The following is a 15,112-nucleotide window of genomic DNA, read 5'->3' on the forward strand; positions in this document are numbered from 1 at the left end:
CCGATGACCGAGGAGACGACCGACACTCTGGGCGAAGCCCTGCCGCTTCAGGCCGCCGCCCTGATCGCGGACGAGGCGCGTCGCGCGCCGGACAAGCCCGGCGTCTATCGCATGTACGGCGAGGACGGCGCCTGCCTCTATGTCGGCAAGGCCAAGTCGCTGAAGAAGCGCATCGTCCAGTATGCGCAGGGGCGGTTCCACACCCAGCGCATCGGCCTGATGGTATCGCTGACCCGGTCGATGCAGCTGGTGGTCACGGCCACCGAGACCGAGGCCCTGATCCTCGAAGCCGGCTACATCAAGCGGCTGAAGCCGCGCTTCAACGTCCTGCTCAAGGACGACAAGTCCTTCGCCGAGCTGATGATCCGCCGCGACCATCGCGCGCCGCAGGTCCGCAAGCATCGCGGCGCCCACACCATTCCCGGCGACTATTTCGGGCCCTTCGCCTCGACCTGGGCGGTCAACCACACGCTGAACACCCTGCAGAAAGCGTTTCTCCTGCGCTCCTGTTCGGACAGCGTCTTCGAGACGCGCACCCGGCCCTGCATGCTGCATCAGATCAAGCGCTGCTCGGCCCCCTGCACCGGCCTGATCAGCCTGGAGGACTACGCCGAACTGGTCAGCGAGGCGGAACAGTTCCTGCGCGGCAAGTCGCGCGCCGTCATCGCCCGCCTGTCCGGCGACATGCAGGCGGCGTCCGACGAGATGGAGTTCGAACAGGCCGCCCGGTTGCGCGACCGCATCCGCGCCCTGACCGCCATTTCGATGGAGCATTCGGTCTCGGCCGAGAACGTGGGCGAGGCCGACGTCTTTGCGCTTCACGCCGAGGGCGGGCAGGCCTGCGTTCAGGTCTTCTTCTATCGCGCCGGCCAGAACTGGGGCGGCCGGGCCTATTTCCCGCGCGTGGACCGCAGCGATCCCGACCCCGTCATCCTGGGCGCCTTCCTGGCCCAGTTCTATGAGGACAAGCCGGTCCCGCGTCAGATCCTGACCAATATCCGCCCGCACGAATTCGAGCTGCTGCAGGAGGCCTTCACCCTGAAGGCCGAACGCAAGGTCGAGATCCTTCAGCCCCGGCGCGGCGACAAGCAGACCGTCCTCGACCACGCCCTGACCAACGCCCGCGAGGCCCTGGGCCGCAAGCTGGCCGAGAACTCGGCCACGTCGAAAATCCTCGACGAGGTTTGCGAGGTCTTCGGCCTGGACGCCCGGCCCGAGCGGATAGAGATCTACGACAACGCCCACATCTCGGGCACCAATGCGGTTGGCGGCATGGTGGTCGCGGGACCCGAGGGTTTCCGCAAGAACCAGTACCGCAAGTTCAACATCCGCGGCGAAGACCTGACCCCCGGCGACGACTACGGCATGATGCGCGAGGTTATGCGCAGGCGCTTCGGCAAGATGGTCAAGGACGAGGAGGCCGGCGAGACGGTCGAGCGCCCCGACCTGCTGCTGATCGACGGCGGCGCGGGGCAATTGGCCGAGGTGCTGGCGGTCCTGGCCGACCTGGGCGTCGACGACATCACCGCCGTCGGCGTGGCCAAGGGGCCGGATCGGGACGCGGGCAAGGAGCATTTCTTCATGCCCGGCAAGCCGCCCTTCATGCTGCCGCTGAAGTCGCCCGCCCTCTATTACATCCAGCGGCTGCGCGACGAGGCCCACCGCTTCGCCAACGGCGCCCACGCCCAGCGCCGCTCGATGGACATCAAGAAGAACCCGCTGGACGAGATCGAGGGCATCGGCCCGGCCCGCAAGAAGGCCCTGCTGCACGCCTTTGGTTCAGCCAAGGGCGTGTCGCGCGCCGGGGTCGCCGATCTGATCAAGGTCGACGGCGTCAATCAGGCCCTGGCCGAACGCATCCACGCCTTCTTCCGCAAAAGCTGAACCGGGTCTAGGAAGGCCGCCATGACCGATCCCCGCGACGAACTGACCCAAGGCTATCACCGCTTCCGCCAGAACCGCTGGCCGACGGAACACGCCGAATATGAAGCCCTGGTCCACGGCCAGAAGCCGCACACCCTGGTCGTGGCCTGTTCCGACAGCCGCGCCGATCCGGCCCTGATCTTCGACACCGCGCCGGGCGAACTGTTCGTGGTGCGCAACGTCGCCAACCTGGTCCCACCCTATCAGCCGGACGGCAAGCTGCACGGCGTCTCGGCGGCGCTGGAGTTCGGCGTCAACGTGCTTCAGGTCAAGCGCATCGTCGTCATGGGCCACGCCTACTGCGGCGGCGTGAACGCCATGCTCAACGGCTCGCCCGCCAACTGTCAGGACTTTGTCGCTCCCTGGGTCGAGCAGGCCGCCCCGACCGTGCGCCGCGTGGTCGAGGACTTCCCCGCCGATCAGGTCGAGCGCGTGGCCGAGGAGACTGTCGTGCGCCTGTCGCTCGACAACCTGCGCACCTTCCCCTGGATCGCCGAGCGCGAGGCGGCGGGCGAGCTGGCGCTCAGCGGCCTGCATTTCGGCATCGCCGACGGCATCCTGTCCAGGCTGACGGGCGCGAAGCGGTTCGAACGGCTGGACTGAGCCGCCCTCGCCCCCACCCTCGCCTCTGACGGCGAACCATGGCACACCGTCAGGCGTTGCAATGGACGAGATGATGACTGCTCACAAAGCCAACCCGATCCCGAACATCCTGACCAGCGCGCGGCTGGCGGCGGGCGTGGTCATGTTCCTGCTGCTGGCCGGGGCCACCAGCGGCTTTCCCTTCCTGTCGGCGTGGCTGAGCCCTGACGACCAGTTCGCCATGTACCGGACCGGCTTCTGGATCTTCGTCATCGCCGCCTCCACGGACTGGGTCGACGGCTATCTGGCGCGGCGCTGGCACGCCGAGACGCGCTGGGGCGCCATTCTGGACCCCATCGCCGACAAGATCCTGGTCACGGGCGCCATCCTGGGCGTGCTGACGAGCGGGTCGGTGCAGCAGATCATCATTCCCTGCGGCCTGATCCTGTTCCGCGAGTTCGCCGTTTCCGCCCTGCGCGAAGCCATGGCCGGGCGCATCAACCTGCCCGTCACCCTGGCCGCCAAGTGGAAGACGACGCTGCAGATGATCGCCCTGGGTTGCCAGCTGTTCGCCCGCAACTGGGACGGCTGGGGCCTGCCGTTCGACTACCTGCCGGCCTTCCAGCTCTTCTCCGACACCCTGATCTGGCTGGCGGCCCTCATCACCCTGTGGACCGGCTGGCAGTATTTCAGCGCCGCCCAGAAGCAGATGCGCGACGCGTGAGGTTCTCCTTCTCCCCTTGAGGGAGAAGGTGTCATGCGCAGCATGACGGATGAGGGGTGTCGGCGGTTCGGGTTGAATTTCAGCGCCCGCCGCCGGCCCCCTTTTTCCCTAGCGTCGCGCTGACACCCCTCATCCGAGCGCCTTTCGGCGCCCACCTTCTCCCTCAAGGGGAGAAGGGAAAGTCAGAGCGCCTTTTCCATGACCACGAACTCGAGCTCCCGCGTCTGCGGCAGGCCGAAGCGTTCGTCGTCCAGAGGGAAGGGCCGGGTCTCGCCGGTCAGGGCGTAGCCGCGGCGTTCGTACCAGGCGATCAGTTCCGACCGCTGGCGGATGACGGTCATCTCCATGCGGGACGCGCCGAAGCGGGCGACGGCCTCGGCTTCGGCGGCGTCGATCAGGCGACGGCCGAGACCGCCCGCCTGCCGGGTCGGATCGACGGTGAGAAGGCCGAGATAAGCCAGACCGTCGCCCTGATCCGCCACCTGGACGCAGCCGGTCAGGACGCCCTCGACCTCGGCCAGCAGGATGACCCGGCTGGCGTCGGCGAGGATGTCGCGCAGCTCGGCCTCGTCCGTGCGCTGGCCGCCCAGCAGGTCGGCCTCGTGGGTCCAGCCCGCTTTCGCGCTGTCGCCGCGATAGGCGCTTTCGATCAGGCGGTGCAGCGCCGGAACATCGTCCGGCGCCGCAGGGCGGAAGGCGGGTGGGCTCAACGCCGCGCCCGGCGCGGCGCGGCCTTGGGCGCGGCCACGCCCAGTTCCTGCACCAGGTGATCCATGCCGTAGACGTCGCGCAGGGCTGTGGTCACGGCCTGGGTGGTGACGATGACGCTGCGGTTGACGTTGCGGTCATAGCCGTAGGCGTTGCGCTGGGTCAGGACGGTGGAGTCGAAGTTGGCGCCGATGATCTCGCCCTTGGCGTTGACGGCGGGCGAGCCCGAGGAGCCGCCGATGGTGTCGGACGAGACGGCCATGTCCATCACCGCCGTCGGGTCGATCCGGTCTTTGGCCGCCAGCAGCTTGGGCGCGACGGCGAAAGGCTCGGCGCCGGTAGCGCGGTCCCACAGGCCGGCGAAGGTGGTGAAGGCGCCGATGCGCTGCCCCGGAACGTCCGTACCCTCGACCCGGCCGTAGGTCAGACGCAGGGTGCCGGTGGCGTCGGGATAGACGGCGTCGCCATAGGCATTGAAGCGGGCAGCGGCCAGGTCTTCCGAGGCGCGGTCGGTCGGCGCCTTGACCTTGTTGTCCCAGTCGGCGCGGACGGCGCGGGCGTCGGCGTCGATGGCCAGGACATACTGGATCAGCGGGTCGGTCGAGGCCTGAACGGCGGGCAGACCGCCCTGCCACAGGGCGCGGCGCACGGCGGGGTCGGCCAGTTTGGTGCCGGCGATGACGCGGGCCGACAGGCCTTCAGGGCTTTCCTTGCCCAGCAGGGTGCGGACGTAGGGGCTGTCGACCGTCAGCCATTCGCGAGTCTTGGACAGCCACCACTCCAGACGGATCTGCTCCAGTTCCGGATAGGTGGGGCGTTCGGCGAACAGGCCGGATTCCACGCCCGGAAGACGGCTGTCGGCGTACTCGGACAGACGCTGATCCGACGGCTTGGCGCGTTCCTGAGCGCCGCGCACGATGGCCCGCGCCCATTGGAACAGCGACGAACCGCCCGCCACCGAGGTGGTGCCCATGCCCGTGCCGCCCTCAAGCAGGGCCATAGGCGCATAGAGCTCGCGGGCCAGGGGCTGAACGCCGTCCAGCGTGGCCCAGGGGTCCGTCGCGCCGCCAGCCGCGCGGGCGCGGAAGTCGGCTTCGGCCTCGGCCTTGGTCGCCATGAAGGCGGCGTCGGTCAGGGCGCGCATCCGGCCCAAGCCGCGCTTGTAGGTGTTCTCGACGCCGACGATGGGATCCATGGCGATGAAGGCCTGATCGGCGCCTTCCTCGGAATAGCGGATCAGGCGACCGCGCAGTTCGGAGGCGATCAGCTGGTCCATCGGCAGGACCACGTCGCGGATCGTCATCAGCTGCGACTGGGTCAGCAGGCGCTGGGTCGCGCCGGGGTTGCCGGTGATGAAGACGGGCTCGCCCTCGGTCGGCTTGTTCGGGTTCCAGGTGAAGTGAACCGGCGTGGCGACCGGCTTGCCGTCCTCGTAGAGGCGGATGAAGGCCGCATCGATGGCGAAGCGCGGGAAGGAGAAGTTGTCGAGGTCGCCGCCGAAGGTCGCGGCGCGGTCTTCCGGCGCCCAGGCCAGGCGCACGTCGGAGTATTTGCGGTACTTGTAGAGCTTGAACTGGCCGCCGCGATACAGGCTGACGACCTGGCAGCGGATCTTGGGATCATTGCCGCAAGCCTCGGTCTCGATACGGCCGGCCTCTGCCTCGCGGGCCTGGGTGAAGGCCTGGCCGTCCAGGCCCTGACCCGCCTTGTGCAGGCGTTCGGTGACGTCGACGATCTCGGTCAGGATCTCGGCCGAGGCGCCGGGGCATTTCAGCTCTTCCTCGCGGCTTTTCGGCGTGAAGCCGGTCTCGCCGTACTGCTGCTGGGGGGTGGACAGGTTGGCGACGCAGGTGGCGACGCAGTGGTTGTTGGTCATCACCAGCCCCTGGCCGGAGATGACGCCCGCCGAGCAGCCGCCGAACTTGACCGACGACAGGCGGACCTTGTCGAGCCAGGCCTGATCGATCGAGGTCCCCAGCGTCGCATTGGCGCGGGCGATGGGGAAGTTGTCGTAGGTCCACATCCCCTCCTCGGCCCGGGCCGAGGACGCGACGGACGAAGCGGCGGCGAAGGCCAGGACGGCGGCCGAGGCGAAGAGCATGTGACGCATGGAAAACTCCTGGTTCAGACTCTGGCGAGGAAAAACAGAGTCCAATTCGTCTGAATAGTCTGAAATCGGCTGGAAGGAACCTAGCAGGCCGGTGCGTCAGACGGGGGCGTAGTTCCTTCTCCCCTTGAGGGAGAAGGTGCGCGCCGAAGGCGCTCGGATAAGGGGTGTCGGCGCGAGGTTATGAAAAAGGGGGGCCGGCGGCGAGCCTGAAAATCAGACCGCGCCGCCGACACCCCTCATCCGTCATGCTGCGCATGACACCTTCTCCCACAAGGGGAGAAGGGTCATTCTTTTTGCGCTAACGCCTGCGGCTGCTTGAGCGCCGCAGTTAGCGCGTCACGCCCAGTTCGCGCAGGAGGCGCGGCTGGTTGTAGACGTTGCGCAGGGCCTCGGTGACGGCGGCGGTCGAGACCGAAACCGTGCGGTTCAGTTCGCCGTCGTAGCCGAACGAGCCGCCCAGCGAGTGGATGTTGCCGTCGAAGGCGGCGCCGATCACTTCGCCCTTGGCGTTGATCACCGGCGAGCCCGAGTTGCCGCCGATGATGTCGTTGGTCGAGACGAAGTCATAGACCGTCGCCTTGTTGACGCGGCTCTCGGCGTCGAGGAAGCGCTGGGCCGCGTTGAACGGCTCGGCGCCGGTGGCGCGTTCGTACAGGCCGCCGATCTGGGTGAAGGCCGGCACGGTCACGCCGCGGTAGGTCCAGCCCTTCACCGCGCCGTAGGAGAGACGCAGGCTGAAGGTCGCGTCGGGATACAGGTTGTCGCCATAGACGGCGAAGCGGGCCTGGGCGACCTTTTCGGCGGCGCGGGCGGTCGGGGCGTTGACGCCCGCGTCCCACTGGGTGCGGACGGCCTGGGCCGCGTCGTCATTGGCCAGGACGAAGGCGATCATCGGGTCGCCCGACGAGGCCAGCTGTTCCGGCGTCATGGCCAGGGCCTGGGCGCGGAAGGCCGGGTCGATCAGCCTGGTCTCGACCAGTTTGGCGGCGATGCCCTCGGGGTTCTCGCGGCCCAGCATCGCCTTCACCTCGGCGTTGTCGACGGTCAGGTATTCGCGGGTCTTGGACAGCCAGAAGGACAGCTGGATCTCCTCGACGCCCTTGGCGATCGGCGCTTCCGAGGCCAGGCGGCGGCCCAGGGCGGCGATGTCGCTGTCGGCGTAGCCGGCGCGGCGCTCGGCGACCGGCTTGGCGCGTTCCTTGGAGGCGCGGACGATGGCGCGGGCGTAGGAGTACAGGGTCGAACCGCCGCCGGCGTTACCTTCCAGCTGGCGGTAGGGCAGGTAGAGGTCGCGGGCTGTGTCCTGGACCTTTTCCAGATCCGTCCACGGATCGCCGATGCGCTGAGCCAGGGCCGGGTCGGCGGCGACGCGCTGACGCAGTTCGGCTTCTTCCTGGCGCTTCTTGCCCATGAAGGCCGGATCGGTCAGGGCGCCTTCCTGGCCGTAATAGACCTTGAAGCTGTTCTCGAGACCGAAGATCGGGTCCAGGGCGACGCGCTTTTCTTCCTCGCCCTTCGTCGAGTACTCGACCAGACGGCCGCGCAGTTCCGAACCCTGGATCAGGGTGATCGGGATCTGCTGGTCGCGCAGGCGTTCCAGCTGGCTCATGGTCAACAGGCGCGAGGTCGAGCCGGGGTTGCCGGCGACGAAGGTGACTTCGCCTTCCTTGGGCGCGTTCGGGTTCCACTTGAGGTGGTTCGGCGTGACGACCGGCTTGCCGTCCTCGTAGGCGCGCAGGAAGGCGGAATCGAGGGCGTAGCGGGGGAAGTTGAAGTTGTCGGGGTCGCCGCCGAAGAAGGCCGCCTGGAACTCCGGGGCGAAGACCAGACGCACGTCTTCATACTTGCGGAACTGATAGAGGGCGTACTTGCCGCCGCGATAGAAGCTGATGACCTGGCAGGTCAGCTTGCGGTCGTCGCCGCAGGCCTCCTTCTGGATCTTGTCGATCTCGGCCGAGCGGGCCTGGACGAAGGCGGCGCCTTCGAGCCCTGCGCCAGCGCCGAGCACGCGCTCGGTCACGTCGGTGATGCCGGTCAGGACCTCAGCCGTCTGGCCGGGGCATTTCTTCTCTTCCTCGCGCGTGGCCGGCATCCAGCCGTTCTTGACGTAGTCGTTCTGGGCCGTGGACAGGTCCTGCACGCAGGAGATGACGCAGTGGTGGTTGGTCAGGATCAGGCCTTCGCCCGAAACGAACGAGGCCGAGCAACCCTGCAGGCGCACGGCGGCGTTGCGCACGCCGTCCAGCCAGGCCTGGTCGATGCGCGTGCCGTATTTGTCGTTCACCGTCTGGATGGGGAAGTTGTCGAACGTCCACATGCCTTCGTCGGCGCGGGCGGGCGTGGCGGGCGCGCTGATCACGGCGGCGGCGAGGCCCAGGGCGGCCAGCGAGGCGGTGAAGGAAAAGGTGCGGCGAAGCGACATATGGCTCTCCCGGCGCGCAAGGCCCGGCGCCTCGCGTCTGTTATTATGCAACCAGCGCCGCCGATGGACGGGCCTCAAATCCCCATAGTCCCGCTGTCGAGCGAGGGGAAGCCGCAGCCTTACCCCGATTTAACTTGGCCGCAGCCCGCAGCGCGGTCAGATAACACTGCAAGTCAGGGGTTTGAGACGCGTCATGTCACTCGCGCTATCCACGCTGCTCTTCGAGTGGCGACGCTATATGGCCGCCGTCATGGCGCTGGCCCTCTCGGGCCTGCTCGTGCTGGCGATGACCGGGGTCTTCATCGGCATCGGCAAGGGCTTCACCGCCCAGATCGAACGCTCGCGCGCCGATGTCTTCGTGCTGCAGCCCGGGGCCAAGAGCATCATGAACGGGCCGTCGGGCGTGCCGCGCCGGTTCATCCCGCAAGTCTACAACCACCCCGAGGTCATCGAGGTTCAACCGCTGGACGGCGCGGGCGGCACCTTCCAGTCGGTCAAGAACGTCGACCCCACCCTGTCCCAGGCGGATCGCGCCAAACAGGGCGCGCCGCGTCAGCAATTCGTGGCGACCCGGATCATCGACACCATTCCCGGCGCCGTGACCATTCCCACCGACTATTCCGCCGACCTGGTCGAGGCGCTGCGCCGTCCCTATGCGGTGGCGATCGACGAAACGGCGCTCAGGCCGCTGGGCGTCAAGCTGGGCGACAAGGCCCTCTACAACGGCCAGACCGTCACCGTCGCCGCCATCACCCGCGGCTACCCCAACATGATGCAGCCGACCATCGTGATGTCGCGCGACACGCTACGGATGCTCGGCCAGGCCGACACCGGCCCCCGCGTCGGCCCCCTGATGATCAAGCTGCGTGATCCGGCCAAGGCGGACGTCGTCGTCGCGCAACTGAACGCCATGGGCAACGGCCAGTGGAAGGCCTGGACGCGTCAGGCCCTGGCCGACGCCAACTCCAGCGCCATGTTCGAGGAAGGCATCCTGGTCATCATCATCGGCGGCTGCGTGGTGCTGGGCATCATCATCGGCGTGGCCATCACCTGGCAGACCCTGCGCGGCGCCATCATGGCCAACATCAAGGAGTTCGCCTCGCTGCGCGCCCTGGGCGTCGGCATGGGCTCCCTGCGCCGCATCGTCATGGAGCTGAGCTTCTGGGTCGGCCTGGTCGGCGTGGCCGCCGCCATAGGCCTGACCTGGCTGCTGTCGCTGTTCGCCCTGTCCAAGGCCGTCATCATCGCCCTGCCCCTGCCGCTGCTGATCGTGGTGGGCGGCGGGCTGATCGCCATCGCCATGGTGTCGGGCCTGCTGTCGATGGGCATCCTGAAGAAGAGCCAACCTGCGGACCTGTTGCGATGAACATGCACACGAAAGTTCAAGGCAAGCATGGCGAATTCGCCATCGAGGCCAAGGGTCTGGTCAAGCGGTTCAAGTCCGGCAAGTCCTATGTGGAGGTGCTGAAGGGCGTGGACTTCGACGCCCGCCACGGCGATCTGACCATGGTCATGGGGCCGTCCGGTTCGGGCAAGTCGACGCTGATCGCCGCCCTGTCGGGCCTGCTGCGCCCCGAACAGGGCCGGGTCGACGCCCTGGACGTCGATGACATGTGGAAGCTGTCGTCGGGCAAGATCGACAAGTTCCGCCTGGACCACTGCGGCTTCATCTTCCAGGGCTTCAACCTGTTCCCGGCCCTCAGCGCCCTGCAGCAGGTGACGACGGTGCTGAAGTTCCAGGGTCTGACCCCGGATCAGGCCAAAAAGCGCGCCACCCTGGCGCTGGAGGAGGTCGGCCTGGGCCATCGCCTGCATCAGCGGCCGTCGGCCCTGTCCGGCGGCGAGAAGCAGCGCGTCGCCATCGCCCGCGCCCTGGCCAAGGACCCGCAGATCCTGTTCGCCGACGAACCGACCTCGGCCCTGGACGGCGAGAACGGCCAGATCGTCATCAAGCTGCTGCGTCGGGCCGCCACCGAACACGGCGCCGCGGTCATCTGCGTGACCCACGACCCCCGCCTGGAAGCCTGGGCCGACCGGGTCATCCACATCGAAGACGGCGTGATCATCGACGACCAGCGCCGCATCCCCAATCCTGACGCCGTTCTGGCCTCGCACTAGACCTCGATCCCAAGGACACCTCCATGCCCGCTTTCCTGAAAAACAAATGGCTCTGGATCGGCCTCGTGCTGCTGATCGCCCTCGTCGTCGGCTTCGGCATGGTCCAGAAGGCCAATGCCGCCAAGAAGGCCGAACTGGCCAAGGCCGCCGAGCAGAAGGTCGAAAGCCCCTACGCCGCCATCGCCAACGCCAAGATCGACATCGAGGGCGGCATCATTCAGATCGCGGCCCGCCGCGGCGGGGTGGTGCGTGAAGTCCTGGTGCAGGAAGGCGACCGCGTCACGGCCGGCCAGATCCTGGCCCGTCAGGAGGACGACGAACCGCGCCTGGCCCTGCAAAGCGCCTCGGCCGACGTGGCCCAGGCCGAGAGCCAACTGCGCATGATCGCTGTCGACATCACCACCGCCCAGCGCGAATACGACCGACTGCAGAAACTGGTCGCCACGAACTTCGTCGCCGCCCAGAAGCTGGATCAGGCGCGCGACGCAATCGCCACGGCCCAGGCCCGTCTCGGGTCCCAGCAGGCGGCCGTCCGGACCGCCCGCGCCCGCCGCGACCAGTCCGCCTATAACGTCGAACTGACCGTCATCCGCGCCCCGCAGAACGGCCGCATCGTACGCCGCTACGCCAACCCGGGCGCCGGCGCCTCGACCCTGAACGTGTCGAACATGTTCGATCTGGAGCCCGACGCCCCGCGCATCGCCCGTGCCGAAATCGTCGAGGCCGACATTCCGAACATCGCCACCGATCAGGCAGTCGAGATCACCCCGGAAGGCGACCCGACCAAGATTTATGTCGGCAAGGTCCTGCGCCGCGCCGCCGTCTTCGGCGCCCGCAAGCTGGCCTCGGACGACCCCTCGCAACGCTCGGACGAGCGCGTCGTCGAAGTGGTCGTCGCCGTCAACGACGCGCCCCTGCTGATCGGCCAGCGCGTGCTGGTCAAGTTCATGAAGCCGGGCGAGACGGCCGGCGCCAAGCGCGCCGCCAATGTCGCCGGCGTTCCCGCCAGCCGCTCGATGCAGACGCCGGCCAAGCGCTAAGAGTTAGCGAAAACCGACGACGGAAAGGGGCGCTGAGAGGCGCCCCTTTTTGTTGACTGCTGACAGCCTCCCTTCCCCCTCGAGGGGGGAAGGGTCGGGGGGATGGGGGTGAGGGCGCGACATTGAAGGTCGAGCGCATGAGGCGGTCCGCGTCTCCCCACCTTCATTTGAAACGGCCTACCCACACCCCCACCCAACCCTCCCCCTCGAGGGGGAGGGCTTCCCAATTGTCAGATCAGTTCCCCGTAAATTCCCCCGGCCGCTTCTCCAGCACCGCCGTGACGCCCTCGATGTGGTCCTCGGTCAGATGGGCCAGGGCCTGCAGGGCCGCCGACAACTCCAGCATCTGGTCGAAATTCATGTCGCGGCCCTGACGCAGCAGACTCTTGGCCATGCGCAGGGCCTGGGGCGGCTGGGCGGCGATCTGGTTGGCCGTCGCCATGGCCTCGTCCATCAGGGTCTCGTGCGGGACGACGCGGTTGACCAGGCCCCATTTGTCCGCCGTCTCGGCGTCGATGGCGCGGGCGGTGAACAGCATCTCAGCGGCGCGGACATAGCCGATGTTGCGCGGCAGCAGCCACGAGCCGCCGTCGCCGGGGATGATGCCCAGCTTCATGAAGGGCACGCCGAAGGTGGCCTTGTCCGAGGCGATGCGGATGTCGCCGAGGCCGGCGATGTCGCAGCCCAGACCCATGGCCGGGCCGTTGACCGCCGCGATCAGCGGAACCTCCAGCCCATACAGCGAGCGGACGATGCGGTGGACCACCCGGCGGTAGCGTTCGCGGATGGCGGCGCCCGAGCCCTCGAACAGGTCGGCGCGGGCCTTCATCGCCTTCAGGTCGCCGCCCGCCGAAAAGGCCCGCCCCGCCCCGGTCATGACCACGCAGCGGATCGAGGGATCGGCGTTGACCGCCTCGCAGGCCGTAGCGAAGGCCTCCCCGTCTTCCAGGTCCGGCAGGGCGTTCAGCCGGTCGGGCCGGGTCAGGGTCCAGACCATGACCGCGCCACAGCGCTCCTCGACGATCAGACCCATGGCGGCTTTCCTTTTCCTTGGCCCTCTGAATGCAGCGGCCGGTTTCAGCGGGGCGGCGGGCGAAGGCAAGCGGAATTGAAAAACCCCGGTCGATCTGACCGGGGCTTCTGGGTTGGATCAAATACCCTCGCGACTACGCGCGCGGCCGTTTGATCGTTATGGGCACGAAGTTCGAGGGATGACTGACCGCGCGGTTGTTCGCGGGGTTCATCTGCTTCGTGTTCACCAGCATCCCGCCCCACAGGGCGAAGGACATCATGGCGTGTTGGAGATTACGGTCCTTGTCGTTCATTTTGGCGTCTCCTTTCGTTGAACGATGAAAGAAGACGCGTCGTGCTTATCGGGAATCTCACCGTCATAGTCGTTTCGCGTCAGGGCCCTAGATAGCCCCGCTTGGTTAAAAAGTCAAGATTTTGGTCCGAAGTCGGACGTATTGTAGTTTCAACGTCATAAAACATGAGCCCTCCGACCATCCCCTCTCTCGGCCCTTCCCTCGCCCAGGCGCCGCGCGCCATCGCCACGCCCTGCGTCATGGTCTGCACCGTCGACGGGGCGTCCGGCCTGTGCCTGGGCTGTCTGCGCACGCTTGAGGAGATCGCGACCTGGAGCCGGCTGAACGACGCGGAACGGGCCGCGATCATTAGTGAACTGGACGAGCGGCGCCGGCGGATCGACCCGGCCCTGCTGGGCGGGTAGGACCCTCCTCTGCCGTCATCCCGGAAGCGGCGCCGACCGCAGCGTCTTGGGTGACGGAGAAGGCGACAGGTAACGCAGTTCGGTCGTCAACCTTTCGTTCGCCGTATCGCTTCACCCGACGCCAAGACCCTTGCGGCACAGTAGGGTCATGATCCGTATCGACCCGCGCTCTGCTGTCGTTTTCGCCGCCGCTCTGGCGTCGTCGCTGGCCTGCGTCGGCGCCCTGCGCTGGATGGACGGCGCGGGCCAGGCTCACGCCGCCAGCGCGCCGCCCTCGGTCGTGCGCTCGGCCGACGGGCATTATTGGGCCGAGGCCATCGTGGACGGACGGCCGATGCGGATGCTGGTCGACACCGGCGCCAGCGTCGTGACCCTGAGCCGCGCCGATGCCGAACGGGCGGGCGTAAGCGTCGCCGCCAAGGATTTCACCCGCACGATCAACACCGCCGCCGGTCCGGTGCGCGCCGCGCCGGTCGTGCTGCCGTCGCTGGCGGTGGCCGGGGTGCGGCTGACCTCGGTCGAGGCCCTGGTGGTGGACGCCGACATGCCCGCATCGCTGTTGGGCATGAGCTATCTGGGCCGGCTGGCGGGATTCGACGCCCGGCCCGAAGGCCTGACCTTCAAGGGCTAGACCTCAGCGGTCCGACGGCTAGATATATATTCGTCATCCGCACTCGTTCTTAACCCGCTCATCCCGGCGGATGCCGGGATTCAGGCCTTTGGCCGCAAGCTCTGCGTTGAACGAAGCGCTATTTCCCCCCGTGGCGTCTGTAGCTCTCACTGGATCCCGGCGTCCGCCGGGATGAGCGGTGAGGGGAACGCCGCCAACACCCAACAACCCTCAGCGGTTCACGCCGAACGGCACCACCTTATTGTCGGCGTCGTGGCCGATGTCCGCCGTCCCCAGATAGGGAATCCCCGAGCGCGCGCACCAGTAGCGGACGATCTCTTCCGCCGTCAGGCCGAAGTCGGGATCATTGGGGGTGACGTCCGAGACCCGGCCCAGGCGGATGCCCGCCGCGCGGCGGATCGAGGCTTGGCCCGTCAGGTGGAACATCATCCGGTCGACGCGGTAGAGCGCCTCGGACACCTCTTCGAGCATGATGACGTGGCCGCTCAGGTCCGGCTCCAGCGCCGTGCCGACCAGTTCATTGAGGATGGTCAGATTGAAGGCGACCGCCGGGCGCGGGTCGTCCAGCAGCGAGGACTCCAGCGAGGCGCGGTCGCCGCTGACCAGCCAGTCCACCGCGCGTCGCCCGGTCGCGTCGTGGCGCGCCCCATCCGAGGCCATCGGCCCGTGCGCCAGATGCGGGAAGCCCGCCTTGTAGAGCAGGGCCAGAAGACTGCCCGCGTCGGAATAGCCGAGGTAGCGCTTCTTGCGCGCCACGGCGTTCAGCTGCGGCAGGACCGCCTCGGCGATGCGGCACGAACCGTAGCCGCCGCGCGCGAACCAGATGGCGCCAAGGCGCGGATCATTGGCGAACTCGACGAAGGCGCGGGCGCGGGTGGCGTCGTCGCCGCCGAAATGGCCGTGCTTGTTGAAGGTCTGGGGGTGGAAGATCAGTTGCACCTCGCCGCCCGGATAGGCCTGATCCATCCAGGCCTGGATCGCCTCGCCGCGGGCGAAGTCCAGACGCGAACTGGCGTTGACGACGCCGATCTTGAAGGGTGCAGGCATAGTGATGGGGCTGGCCTCCGGCGTCGCCCGTGCTAGTCAGGCCGCCGGACATTCCCCGGTTTCGCGCGTCAAAATCAA

At 67.6% G+C, this 15,112-nt stretch carries 14 protein-coding genes; 8 read left to right on the forward strand and 6 right to left on the reverse strand.

All coding sequences use genetic code 11. The features are described from left to right. The first annotated feature begins 3 nt into the window (after window positions 1-3). The 3 genes from uvrC (at window position 4) to pgsA (ending at window position 3,229) form a co-directional block, all read left to right on the forward strand. A complete protein-coding gene (gene uvrC / locus AB4Y68_RS05245; RefSeq protein WP_441454455.1) occupies window positions 4-1,884 on the forward strand; it encodes an excinuclease ABC subunit UvrC in 1,881 nt (626 codons plus the stop codon). Between the two features lie 21 nt (window positions 1,885-1,905). Then, entirely contained in the window at window positions 1,906-2,526 is a 621-nt protein-coding gene (locus tag AB4Y68_RS05250) for a carbonic anhydrase (RefSeq protein WP_441454456.1), read from the forward strand. A gap of 70 nt (window positions 2,527-2,596) precedes the next feature. Next, window positions 2,597-3,229, forward strand: coding sequence for a CDP-diacylglycerol--glycerol-3-phosphate 3-phosphatidyltransferase (pgsA, locus tag AB4Y68_RS05255; protein WP_441454457.1), 633 nt, complete (start codon window positions 2,597-2,599; stop codon window positions 3,227-3,229). A 182-nt stretch (window positions 3,230-3,411) separates the two neighbouring features. Here the strand turns inward: pgsA and AB4Y68_RS05260 are convergent, their stop codons facing one another. The 3 genes from AB4Y68_RS05260 to AB4Y68_RS05270 all read right to left on the reverse strand — a co-directional run bounded on the left by AB4Y68_RS05260 (window position 3,412) and on the right by AB4Y68_RS05270 (window position 8,469). Next, window positions 3,412-3,939 (reverse strand): GNAT family N-acetyltransferase, encoded by a 528-nt coding sequence (locus AB4Y68_RS05260; RefSeq protein ID WP_441454458.1) that lies wholly within the window; start codon window positions 3,937-3,939, stop codon window positions 3,412-3,414. Then, window positions 3,936-6,047, reverse strand: a complete 2,112-nt coding sequence (locus AB4Y68_RS05265; RefSeq protein ID WP_441454459.1) for a S46 family peptidase — start codon at window positions 6,045-6,047, stop codon at window positions 3,936-3,938. Before AB4Y68_RS05265 ends, AB4Y68_RS05260 begins: the two co-directional genes overlap by 4 nt. Window positions 6,048-6,375: 328 nt before the next feature. Next, window positions 6,376-8,469 (reverse strand): S46 family peptidase, encoded by a 2,094-nt coding sequence (locus AB4Y68_RS05270; protein WP_441454460.1) that lies wholly within the window; start codon window positions 8,467-8,469, stop codon window positions 6,376-6,378. Window positions 8,470-8,662: 193 nt separating this feature from the next. Between AB4Y68_RS05270 and AB4Y68_RS05275 the strand changes: the two genes are divergently transcribed. The 3 genes from AB4Y68_RS05275 to AB4Y68_RS05285 are packed head-to-tail and all read left to right on the forward strand — an operon-like array spanning window position 8,663 to window position 11,627. Continuing rightward, the gene (locus AB4Y68_RS05275; protein ID WP_441454461.1) at window positions 8,663-9,835 is read left to right on the forward strand and encodes an ABC transporter permease; all 1,173 of its coding nucleotides are present in this window, start codon (window positions 8,663-8,665) and stop codon (window positions 9,833-9,835) included. A 2-nt stretch (window positions 9,836-9,837) separates the two neighbouring features. After that, window positions 9,838-10,587, forward strand: coding sequence for an ABC transporter ATP-binding protein (locus tag AB4Y68_RS05280; RefSeq protein WP_441454753.1), 750 nt, complete (start codon window positions 9,838-9,840; stop codon window positions 10,585-10,587). Window positions 10,588-10,610: 23 nt separating this feature from the next. Then, complete coding sequence (locus AB4Y68_RS05285; RefSeq protein ID WP_441454462.1) at window positions 10,611-11,627, forward strand: HlyD family secretion protein; 1,017 nt, start codon at window positions 10,611-10,613, stop codon at window positions 11,625-11,627. A 235-nt stretch (window positions 11,628-11,862) separates the two neighbouring features. On the opposite strand, the gene AB4Y68_RS05290 is transcribed toward AB4Y68_RS05285, so the two are convergent. Together AB4Y68_RS05290 and AB4Y68_RS05295 are read right to left on the reverse strand one after the other, a co-directional pair. Continuing rightward, the gene (locus AB4Y68_RS05290) at window positions 11,863-12,660 is read right to left on the reverse strand and encodes a crotonase/enoyl-CoA hydratase family protein (RefSeq protein ID WP_441454463.1); all 798 of its coding nucleotides are present in this window, start codon (window positions 12,658-12,660) and stop codon (window positions 11,863-11,865) included. Window positions 12,661-12,793: 133 nt separating this feature from the next. Beyond that, window positions 12,794-12,952 (reverse strand): hypothetical protein, encoded by a 159-nt coding sequence (locus tag AB4Y68_RS05295; RefSeq protein WP_170136955.1) that lies wholly within the window; start codon window positions 12,950-12,952, stop codon window positions 12,794-12,796. A gap of 164 nt (window positions 12,953-13,116) precedes the next feature. On the opposite strand from AB4Y68_RS05295, the gene AB4Y68_RS05300 reads away from it, so the two are divergent. After that, the gene (locus AB4Y68_RS05300; RefSeq protein ID WP_441454464.1) at window positions 13,117-13,356 is read left to right on the forward strand and encodes a DUF1289 domain-containing protein; all 240 of its coding nucleotides are present in this window, start codon (window positions 13,117-13,119) and stop codon (window positions 13,354-13,356) included. A gap of 148 nt (window positions 13,357-13,504) precedes the next feature. Continuing rightward, window positions 13,505-13,987: a retropepsin-like aspartic protease family protein gene (locus tag AB4Y68_RS05305; protein ID WP_441454465.1), complete on the forward strand. Its 483-nt coding sequence runs from the start codon at window positions 13,505-13,507 to the stop codon at window positions 13,985-13,987. Window positions 13,988-14,197: 210 nt separating this feature from the next. On the opposite strand, the gene AB4Y68_RS05310 is transcribed toward AB4Y68_RS05305, so the two are convergent. Continuing rightward, the gene (locus tag AB4Y68_RS05310) at window positions 14,198-15,034 is read right to left on the reverse strand and encodes an LD-carboxypeptidase (protein ID WP_441454466.1); all 837 of its coding nucleotides are present in this window, start codon (window positions 15,032-15,034) and stop codon (window positions 14,198-14,200) included. Between the last annotated feature and the right edge of the window lie 78 nt (window positions 15,035-15,112).

Source organism: Brevundimonas sp. 2YAF1 (genome assembly GCF_052114745.1).
GTDB lineage: Bacteria > Pseudomonadota > Alphaproteobacteria > Caulobacterales > Caulobacteraceae > Brevundimonas.

Bases quoted from the DNA above. Each gene is read 5' to 3' on its own strand.
- uvrC (WP_441454455.1), top strand. From the start codon at position 4: ATGACCGAGGAGACGACCGACACTCTGGGCGAAGCCCTGCCGCTTCAG.
- AB4Y68_RS05290 (WP_441454463.1), bottom strand. From the start codon at position 12,660: ATGGGTCTGATCGTCGAGGAGCGCTGTGGCGCGGTCATGGTCTGGACC.
- AB4Y68_RS05280 (WP_441454753.1), top strand. From the start codon at position 9,838: ATGCACACGAAAGTTCAAGGCAAGCATGGCGAATTCGCCATCGAGGCC.
- pgsA (WP_441454457.1), top strand. From the start codon at position 2,597: ATGATGACTGCTCACAAAGCCAACCCGATCCCGAACATCCTGACCAGC.
- AB4Y68_RS05295 (WP_170136955.1), bottom strand. From the start codon at position 12,952: ATGAACGACAAGGACCGTAATCTCCAACACGCCATGATGTCCTTCGCC.
- AB4Y68_RS05310 (WP_441454466.1), bottom strand. From the start codon at position 15,034: ATGCCTGCACCCTTCAAGATCGGCGTCGTCAACGCCAGTTCGCGTCTG.
- AB4Y68_RS05275 (WP_441454461.1), top strand. From the start codon at position 8,663: ATGTCACTCGCGCTATCCACGCTGCTCTTCGAGTGGCGACGCTATATG.
- AB4Y68_RS05250 (WP_441454456.1), top strand. From the start codon at position 1,906: ATGACCGATCCCCGCGACGAACTGACCCAAGGCTATCACCGCTTCCGC.
- AB4Y68_RS05285 (WP_441454462.1), top strand. From the start codon at position 10,611: ATGCCCGCTTTCCTGAAAAACAAATGGCTCTGGATCGGCCTCGTGCTG.
- AB4Y68_RS05300 (WP_441454464.1), top strand. From the start codon at position 13,117: ATGAGCCCTCCGACCATCCCCTCTCTCGGCCCTTCCCTCGCCCAGGCG.
- AB4Y68_RS05265 (WP_441454459.1), bottom strand. From the start codon at position 6,047: ATGCGTCACATGCTCTTCGCCTCGGCCGCCGTCCTGGCCTTCGCCGCC.
- AB4Y68_RS05270 (WP_441454460.1), bottom strand. From the start codon at position 8,469: ATGTCGCTTCGCCGCACCTTTTCCTTCACCGCCTCGCTGGCCGCCCTG.
- AB4Y68_RS05305 (WP_441454465.1), top strand. From the start codon at position 13,505: ATGATCCGTATCGACCCGCGCTCTGCTGTCGTTTTCGCCGCCGCTCTG.